Consider the following 6,857-nt stretch of genomic DNA (forward strand, 5'->3'; position numbering starts at 1 on the left):
ACTGTGAGGTCCGCTGACATGGGACTCGAAGAGAAGCTCCCGAACGGCATCCTGCTCGCCACCGTCGAGGGGATGGTGAACTGGACGCGCAAGGCGTCGCTGTGGCCGGCCACCTTCGGCCTGGCCTGCTGCGCGATCGAGATGATGACCTCGGGCGCACCGCGCTACGACCTCGGCCGGTTCGGCATGGAGGTCTTCCGGCCGAGCCCCCGGCAGGCCGACCTGATGATCGTGGCCGGCCGGGTGACCAACAAGATGGCCCCGGTGCTGCGCCAGATCTACGACCAGATGGCCGAGCCCCGCTGGGTCCTGGCCATGGGCGTCTGCGCCTCGAGCGGCGGGATGTTCAACAACTACGCGGTCGTCCAGGGCGTCGACCACGTGGTGCCGGTGGACATGTACCTCCCGGGCTGCCCGCCGCGGCCCGAGATGCTGATCGACGCGATCCTCAAGCTCCACCAGAAGATCCAGAACGAGCCGCTCGGGCCGGTGCGCGCCGAGCTCGCCGCCGAGCGCCGCGCGCAGGGCGAGAAGCTCGAGCTGCTGCCCTCGTCCGTGAAGTACGGGCGGGAGAAGGCCTGACATGCCGCAGGGACACGACGACGACAAGCAGCCCGGCGTCCCGCCGACAGGTGCGGGGGGCGCGAGCGGACCGACCGGGGCCACCGCCGGGACCCCCGACAGCGAGGCGGCGACCGGGAGCGCCGTCGCCTTCAGCCCGACCGAGCAGCACCGTCCGCACGCTCCGACCGTCACCGGCCGGTCGCGTGAGGGCATGTTCGGCATCGCCGGGTCCGGCGACACCTCCGGCTTCGGCGGCCTGCGCCTGCCCGCCTACGCGCCCGCCCCGGCCGAGCGGCCCTACGGCGGCTGGTTCGACGAGGTCGTCGACGAGACCGCGGCGGCCCTCGACGAGGGCGTGGCCCGGGGGGAATCCGGCGCGGTCACCTTCGACGCGGCCGTCCCGCAGGTGACCGTCGACCGCGGCGAGATGACCTGGTACGTGGCCCGCGACCACCTCCCGACGCTGGCCCGGACGCTGCGCGACGACCCGGCGCTGCGCTTCGAGTTCTGCTCCGGGGTGTCCGGCGTCGACTACGGCGAGGGCATCCCCCAGCAGCTGCACTCCGTGGTCCAGCTGCTGTCGATGACCTACCGCAGGCGGCTGCGCCTCGAGGTCTGCCTGGAGCTCGACGACCCGCACTGCCCGTCGCTGGTGCCGATCTACCCGACGGCGGACTGGCACGAGCGCGAGACCTGGGACATGTTCGGGATCGTCTACGACGGTCACCCGAGCCTGACCCGGATCCTCATGCCCGACGACTGGAACGGCCACCCGCAGCTGAAGAGCTATCCGCTGGGCGGCATCCCCGTCGAGTACAAGGGCGCCGAGATCCCGCCGCCCGACCAGCGGAGGGCCTACACGTGAGCACCATCGAGCCCGGCGTCGGCACCGACCCCACCGCCGGTGACCCCACCGTCAGCGACCCCACCGTCGGCGATCCCTACGCCGCGTCCTCCCGGCAGACCACCGAGGGCACCGTCTACACGGTCACCGGCGGCGACTGGGACGAGCTGCTCGGCGAGACCACCGGTGACGAGCGCATCGTCATCAACATGGGGCCGCAGCACCCCTCCACGCACGGCGTGCTCCGCCTCGTCCTGGAGATCGCCGGCGAGACGGTGACCGACTGCCGCCTCGTGATCGGCTACCTGCACACCGGGATCGAGAAGAACTGCGAGTACCGCACCTGGACCCAGGGCGTCACCTTCGTGACGCGCGCGGACTACCTCGCGCCGCTGTTCACCGAGACCGCCTACTGCATGTCGATCGAGCGCCTGCTGGGCATCGAGGTCCCGACGCGGGCGCAGGTGATCCGGGTGCTCCTCATGGAGATCAACCGGATCGGCTCACACCTGGTCGCCCTCGCCACCGGCGGCATGGAGCTGGGCGCGCTCACCGGCATGACCAACGGGTTCCGGGAGCGCGAGGAGGTCCTGCACCTGCTCGAGTTCCTCACCGGGCTGCGCATGAACCACGCGTTCATCCGGCCCGGCGGGGTGGTCCAGGACCTCCCCGACGGCGCCGAGAAGCGCATCCTCGAGTTCTGCGACGTGATGGACGGGCGCCTGCCCGGCTTCCACCAGCTGCTCACCGGCAACGCCATCTGGCAGCAGCGCCTCGTCGGGATCGGCTACCTGCCCCTCGACGGGTGCCTCTCGCTCGGCGTCACGGGCCCGATCCTGCGCTCCGCGGGGCTGGCCTGGGACCTGCGCAAGGTCGACCCGTACCTGGGCTACGACCAGTACGACTTCGAGGTCCCGACCGACACCGCCGCGGACTCCTTCGCCCGCTACAAGCTGCGGGTCGACGAGATGCACGAGTCGCTGCGGATCATCCGGCAGTGCGTGGCGGCCCTGGAGCCGGGACCGGTGATGGTCGAGGACGCCAAGATCGCGTGGCCGGCCAAGCTCTCCATCGGCGCCGACGGCATGGGCAACTCCCTCGAGCACGTCCGCAAGATCATGGGCCAGTCGATGGAGTCGCTGATCCACCACTTCAAGCTGGTGACCGAGGGCTTCAAGGTGCCGCCGGGCCAGGCGTACGTGCCGATCGAGTCGCCGCGCGGCGAACTCGGCGCCCACCTGGTCTCCGACGGCGGCACCCGACCGCTGCGCGTGCACGTCCGCGACCCCAGCTTCGTCAACCTCCAGTCGGCGCCGGCGATGTGCGAGGGCGGAATGGTCTCGGACGTCATCGCGGCCCTGGCGAGTCTCGACCCGGTGATGGGGGGCTGCGACCGATGACCGCTCTGGAGCGTCAGGAAAGTCCCGTTCCGGACACTGGACGTCAGGAACGGGACTTTCCTGACATCAGCATCTTCGACGGCCAGCGCGAGCGCGCGGCGGCGATCGTCGCCCGCTACCCGCAGCCACGGTCCGCGTTGCTCCCGCTGCTGCACCTCGTGCAGTACGTCGAGGGCCACGTGAGCCGGTCGGGCGTCGCGTTCTGCGCCCAGGTCCTGGACATCACGGCCGCCGAGGTCTCGGCGGTCGCGACGTTCTACACGATGTACAAGCGCGAGCCGGTCGGCGAGCACCTCGTCAGCGTCTGCACCAACACGCTGTGCGCGGCGCTCGGCGGCGACGAGATCTACGCGGCCGTCCGCGAGCGCCTCGGTGGCATCGGGCACGAGGAGACCAGCGGGACCCCCGGCGAGACGGGCTCGCTGACGATCGAGCACGCCGAGTGCCTCGCCGCGTGCGACCTCGCACCGGTGCTCACCGTGGATTACGAGTTCTTCGACCGGCAGACGGTCGACTCGGCCGTCGAAATCGTCGACGCCCTGCAGCGCGGCGAGAAGCCGCACCCCACACGCGGTGCCCCGCTCACCGACTTCCGGCGGATCGAGCTGCTGCTCGCCGGGTTCTTCGACGAGGCCGAGCTCGGCGGCGCGGCGGCCAACGCCGGCCCGAGTGCCGACCAGGCGACCCTCGCGGGCGCGCAGCTCGCCGAGGAGCGGAACTGGCACGCGCCGCCGATGCCCGAGCGCGGGCCCGACCGGACGACCGAGTCCACGACCCTCCCGGGAGGTGCGTCATGAGCCCATCCGAGACGGGGCAGGCCCCGGAGGAGTACCGACCGGACCCGCTGACGCCGGTGCTGACGAGGCGCTGGCTGCTGCCGGAGTCGTGGACGCTGCGCCACTACACCGAGCTCGGCGGCTACGAGGCGCTGGACACCGCGTTCGCCACCGACCCGGCCGACCTGGTCACCCTCGTCAAGGACTCCGGGCTGCGCGGCCGCGGCGGCGCGGGCTTCCCGACGGGCATGAAGTGGAGCTTCATCCCGCAGCCGAAGCCGGGCGAGGAGCCGACCGACGCGACCAGGAACGCCCCGCAGTTCAAGCCGAAGTACCTCGTCATCAACGCCGACGAGGGCGAGCCGGGGACGTGCAAGGACGTCCCGCTGATGATGGCGGACCCGCACAGCCTCATCGAGGGCTGCATCATCACCAGCTACGCGATCCGCGCGAAGTTCTGCGCGATCTACATCCGGGGCGAGGTCGTGCACGCCATCCGGCGCCTGCACTGGGCGGTGCGCGAGGCCTACGAGGCGGGCCACCTCGGCAAGAACATCCACGGCACCGGGTTCGACCTCGACATCGTGGTGCACGCCGGTGCCGGCGCGTACATCTGCGGCGAGGAGACCGCGCTGCTCGACTCGCTCGAGGGGCGCCGCGGCCAGCCGCGCCTCAAGCCGCCCTTCCCGGCGACGGCGGGCCTCTACGCGGCGCCGACCGTGGTCAACAACGTCGAGACGATCGCGACGGTCCCGTCGATCGTCGCGGGCGGCAAGGACTGGTTCCGGACGATGGGCCGCGAGCGCTCGCCCGGGCCGAAGATCTACTCGCTGTCCGGGCACGTCGAGAAGCCCGGCCAGTACGAGGCGCCGCTGGGCACGACGCTGCGCGAGCTGCTCGAGATGGCCGGCGGGATGAAGGACGGCATCCCGCTGAAGTTCTGGACGCCGGGCGGGTCGTCGACGCCCCTGTTCACCGCCGAGCACCTCGACGTCCCGCTGGACTTCGAGGGGGCGGCCGAGGCCGGCTCCATGCTCGGCACCACCGCACTGATGATCTTCAACGAGACCGTCAGCGTGCCGTGGGCGGTCATGAAGTGGACCGAGTTCTACGAGCACGAGTCCTGCGGCAAGTGCACGCCGTGCCGCGAGGGCAACTACTGGCTCGCCGGGATCCTGCAGCGCATGAACGCCCGCCAGGGCACGGCCGAGGACATCGACACCCTGCTCGACGTCTGCTCCAACGTCCTCGGCCGCTCGTTCTGCGCGCTCGGCGACGGCGCCGTCTCGCCGATCACCAGCGGTATCAAGTACTTCCGCCAGGAGTTCCTCGACCTCTGCGCCGACCAGCAGAGCCCAGCCTCCGAAACCCCCGTTCTCGCCGGAGCGCACTGATGACACAGGCCCCTCAGAAGGACGACGCGGCGCAGGAGACGCCCCCTCCTCCCGAGGGTCACGTCCGGCTGACGATCGACGGACTGACCGTCGACGCGCCGAAGGGCGAGATCCTCATCCGGACCTGCGAGCGCCTCGGCATCGTCGTCCCCCGGTTCTGCGACCATCCCCTGCTCGACCCGGCGGGCGCGTGCCGCCAGTGCCTGGTCGAGGTCGAGATGGGCGGCAGGCCGATGCCCAAGCCGCAGGCGAGCTGCACCATGACCGTCGCCGACGGGATGGTCGTCAAGACCCAGCACACCTCGCCCGTCGCCGACAAGGCGCAGCAGGGCGTGATGGAGCTGCTGCTCATCAACCACCCGCTCGACTGCCCGATCTGCGACAAGGGCGGCGAGTGCCCGCTGCAGAACCAGGCGATGTCCTCGGGCCGGGCCGAGTCGCGCTTCCACGAGCACAAGCGGACGTTCGAGAAGCCCATCGCCATCTCCGACGAGGTGCTGCTCGACCGCGAGCGCTGCGTGCTCTGCCAGCGCTGCACCCGGTTCTCCGAGCAGATCGCCGGTGACCCCTTCATCGAGCTGCTCGAGCGCGGGGCCCACCAGCAGGTCGGGACCGAGGAGACCGCCTGGGGGGACGGCGAGGACTTCCAGTCCTACTTCTCGGGCAACACCATCCAGATCTGCCCGGTCGGCGCCCTGACGTCGGCCTCCTACCGGTTCCGCAGCCGCCCCTTCGACCTGGTCTCGACCCCGGGCAAGTGCGAGCACTGCGCCTCCGGGTGCTCCACCCGTCGGGACTGGCGCCGCGGCGGAGTCACCCGCGTGCTCGCCGGTGAGGACCCGAACGTCAACGAGGAATGGCTCTGCGACAAGGGCCGCTTCGCGTTCCGCTACCCGACCTCGGCGCAGCGGGTGCTACAGCCGATGGTCCGCGGCGACGACGGGGCGCTCGCCCCGGTCTCGTGGATCGAGGCGCTCGAGAAGGCGGCCGCCCTGCTGGTCGCCGCGCGCGAGGGCTCCGGTCCGGGCCGGGTGCTCGTCGGCGAGGACGGGGCGGAGGTCGAGGGCGATCCGAAGCGCGGTGTCGGGGTGCTGCCCGGCGGCCGGCTCACCGTCGAGGACGCCTACTCCTACGGCAAGTTCGCCCGCGTCGCGCTGGGCACCAACGACGTCGACCAGCGCGCCCGCGCGCACTCCCACGAGGAGCTCGACTTCCTCACGGGTCACGTGGCCGGCGTCGCGCCCGCCCACGTCTCCTACGCCCACCTCGAGGCCGCCCGCACCGTGGTGTGCGTGGCGTTCGACCCCGAGGAGGAGTCCCCGATCGTCTTCCTGCGCCTGCGCAAGGCGTCCCGCAACGGCACCCGGGTGGTGCACGTCGGGTCATGGACGACGCCCGCGGTGACCAGGACCGGCGGTCACCTGGTGCGGGCCGTGCCCGGTGACGAGCCCGCCGCCCTCGACGCCCTGCCCGACGACGTCGCGGCCGCGCTGGCCGAGCCGGGTGCGGTGGTGCTCGTCGGCGAGCGGGCGGTCGAGGTTCCGGGCCTGCTCAGCGCGGTCGCCGCGCTCGGCGCCCGCACCGGCGCCCGGATCGCTTGGGTGCCGCGGCGGGCCGGGGAACGCGGTGGGGTGGACGCCGGCACGCTGCCGTCCCTCCTGCCCGGCGCCCGGCCGGTCGAGGACCCCGACGCCCGCGAGGCGGTCGCGCAGGTGTGGGGAGTGCCCGCTCTGCCGGACACGCCCGGTCGTGACGTCACGGGCATGCTGCGGGCGGCCGCGGACGGCACGCTCGCCGGGCTCGTCGTCGGGGGCCTCGAGCTGGCCGACCTGCCCGACCCGGCGCTCGCCCGCGCGGCGCTGGCCGAGGCCGACGTCGT

General features: G+C 72.0%; 6 protein-coding genes. All 6 read left to right on the top strand.

Features of this window, described 5'->3' with window-relative positions; genetic code table 11:
• Positions 1-18: 18 nt before the first annotated feature.
• Positions 19-582: a NuoB/complex I 20 kDa subunit family protein gene (locus tag VGI02_RS20050; protein WP_331630109.1), complete on the top strand. Its 564-nt coding sequence runs from the start codon at positions 19-21 to the stop codon at positions 580-582.
• Positions 583-775: 193 nt separating this feature from the next.
• Positions 776-1,429, top strand: coding sequence for an NADH-quinone oxidoreductase subunit C (locus tag VGI02_RS20055; RefSeq protein ID WP_331630116.1), 654 nt, complete (start codon positions 776-778; stop codon positions 1,427-1,429).
• Positions 1,426-2,808: an NADH-quinone oxidoreductase subunit D gene (locus tag VGI02_RS20060; protein ID WP_414638325.1), complete on the top strand. Its 1,383-nt coding sequence runs from the start codon at positions 1,426-1,428 to the stop codon at positions 2,806-2,808. Before VGI02_RS20055 ends, VGI02_RS20060 begins: the two co-directional genes overlap by 4 nt.
• Entirely contained in the window at positions 2,805-3,605 is an 801-nt protein-coding gene (nuoE, locus tag VGI02_RS20065; protein WP_331630111.1) for an NADH-quinone oxidoreductase subunit NuoE, read from the top strand. The genes VGI02_RS20060 and nuoE overlap by 4 nt, the downstream gene beginning before the upstream one ends.
• Positions 3,602-4,978, top strand: a complete 1,377-nt coding sequence (gene nuoF / locus VGI02_RS20070; protein ID WP_331630112.1) for an NADH-quinone oxidoreductase subunit NuoF — start codon at positions 3,602-3,604, stop codon at positions 4,976-4,978. Before nuoE ends, nuoF begins: the two co-directional genes overlap by 4 nt.
• On the top strand, positions 4,978-6,857 hold a 1,880-nt coding region (locus VGI02_RS20075), incomplete at its 3' end, for an NADH-quinone oxidoreductase subunit G (RefSeq protein WP_331630114.1). The genes nuoF and VGI02_RS20075, both read left to right, overlap by 1 nt.

The sequence above is a fragment of the Actinomycetospora sp. genome, assembly GCF_036497245.1.
Taxonomy (GTDB): domain Bacteria; phylum Actinomycetota; class Actinomycetes; order Mycobacteriales; family Pseudonocardiaceae; genus Actinomycetospora.

Coding starts and splice junctions, on each gene's coding strand:
- nuoF (WP_331630112.1), top strand. CDS start 3,602: ATGAGCCCATCCGAGACGGGGCAGGCCCCGGAGGAGTACCGACCGGAC.
- VGI02_RS20055 (WP_331630116.1), top strand. CDS start 776: ATGTTCGGCATCGCCGGGTCCGGCGACACCTCCGGCTTCGGCGGCCTG.
- VGI02_RS20050 (WP_331630109.1), top strand. CDS start 19: ATGGGACTCGAAGAGAAGCTCCCGAACGGCATCCTGCTCGCCACCGTC.
- nuoE (WP_331630111.1), top strand. CDS start 2,805: ATGACCGCTCTGGAGCGTCAGGAAAGTCCCGTTCCGGACACTGGACGT.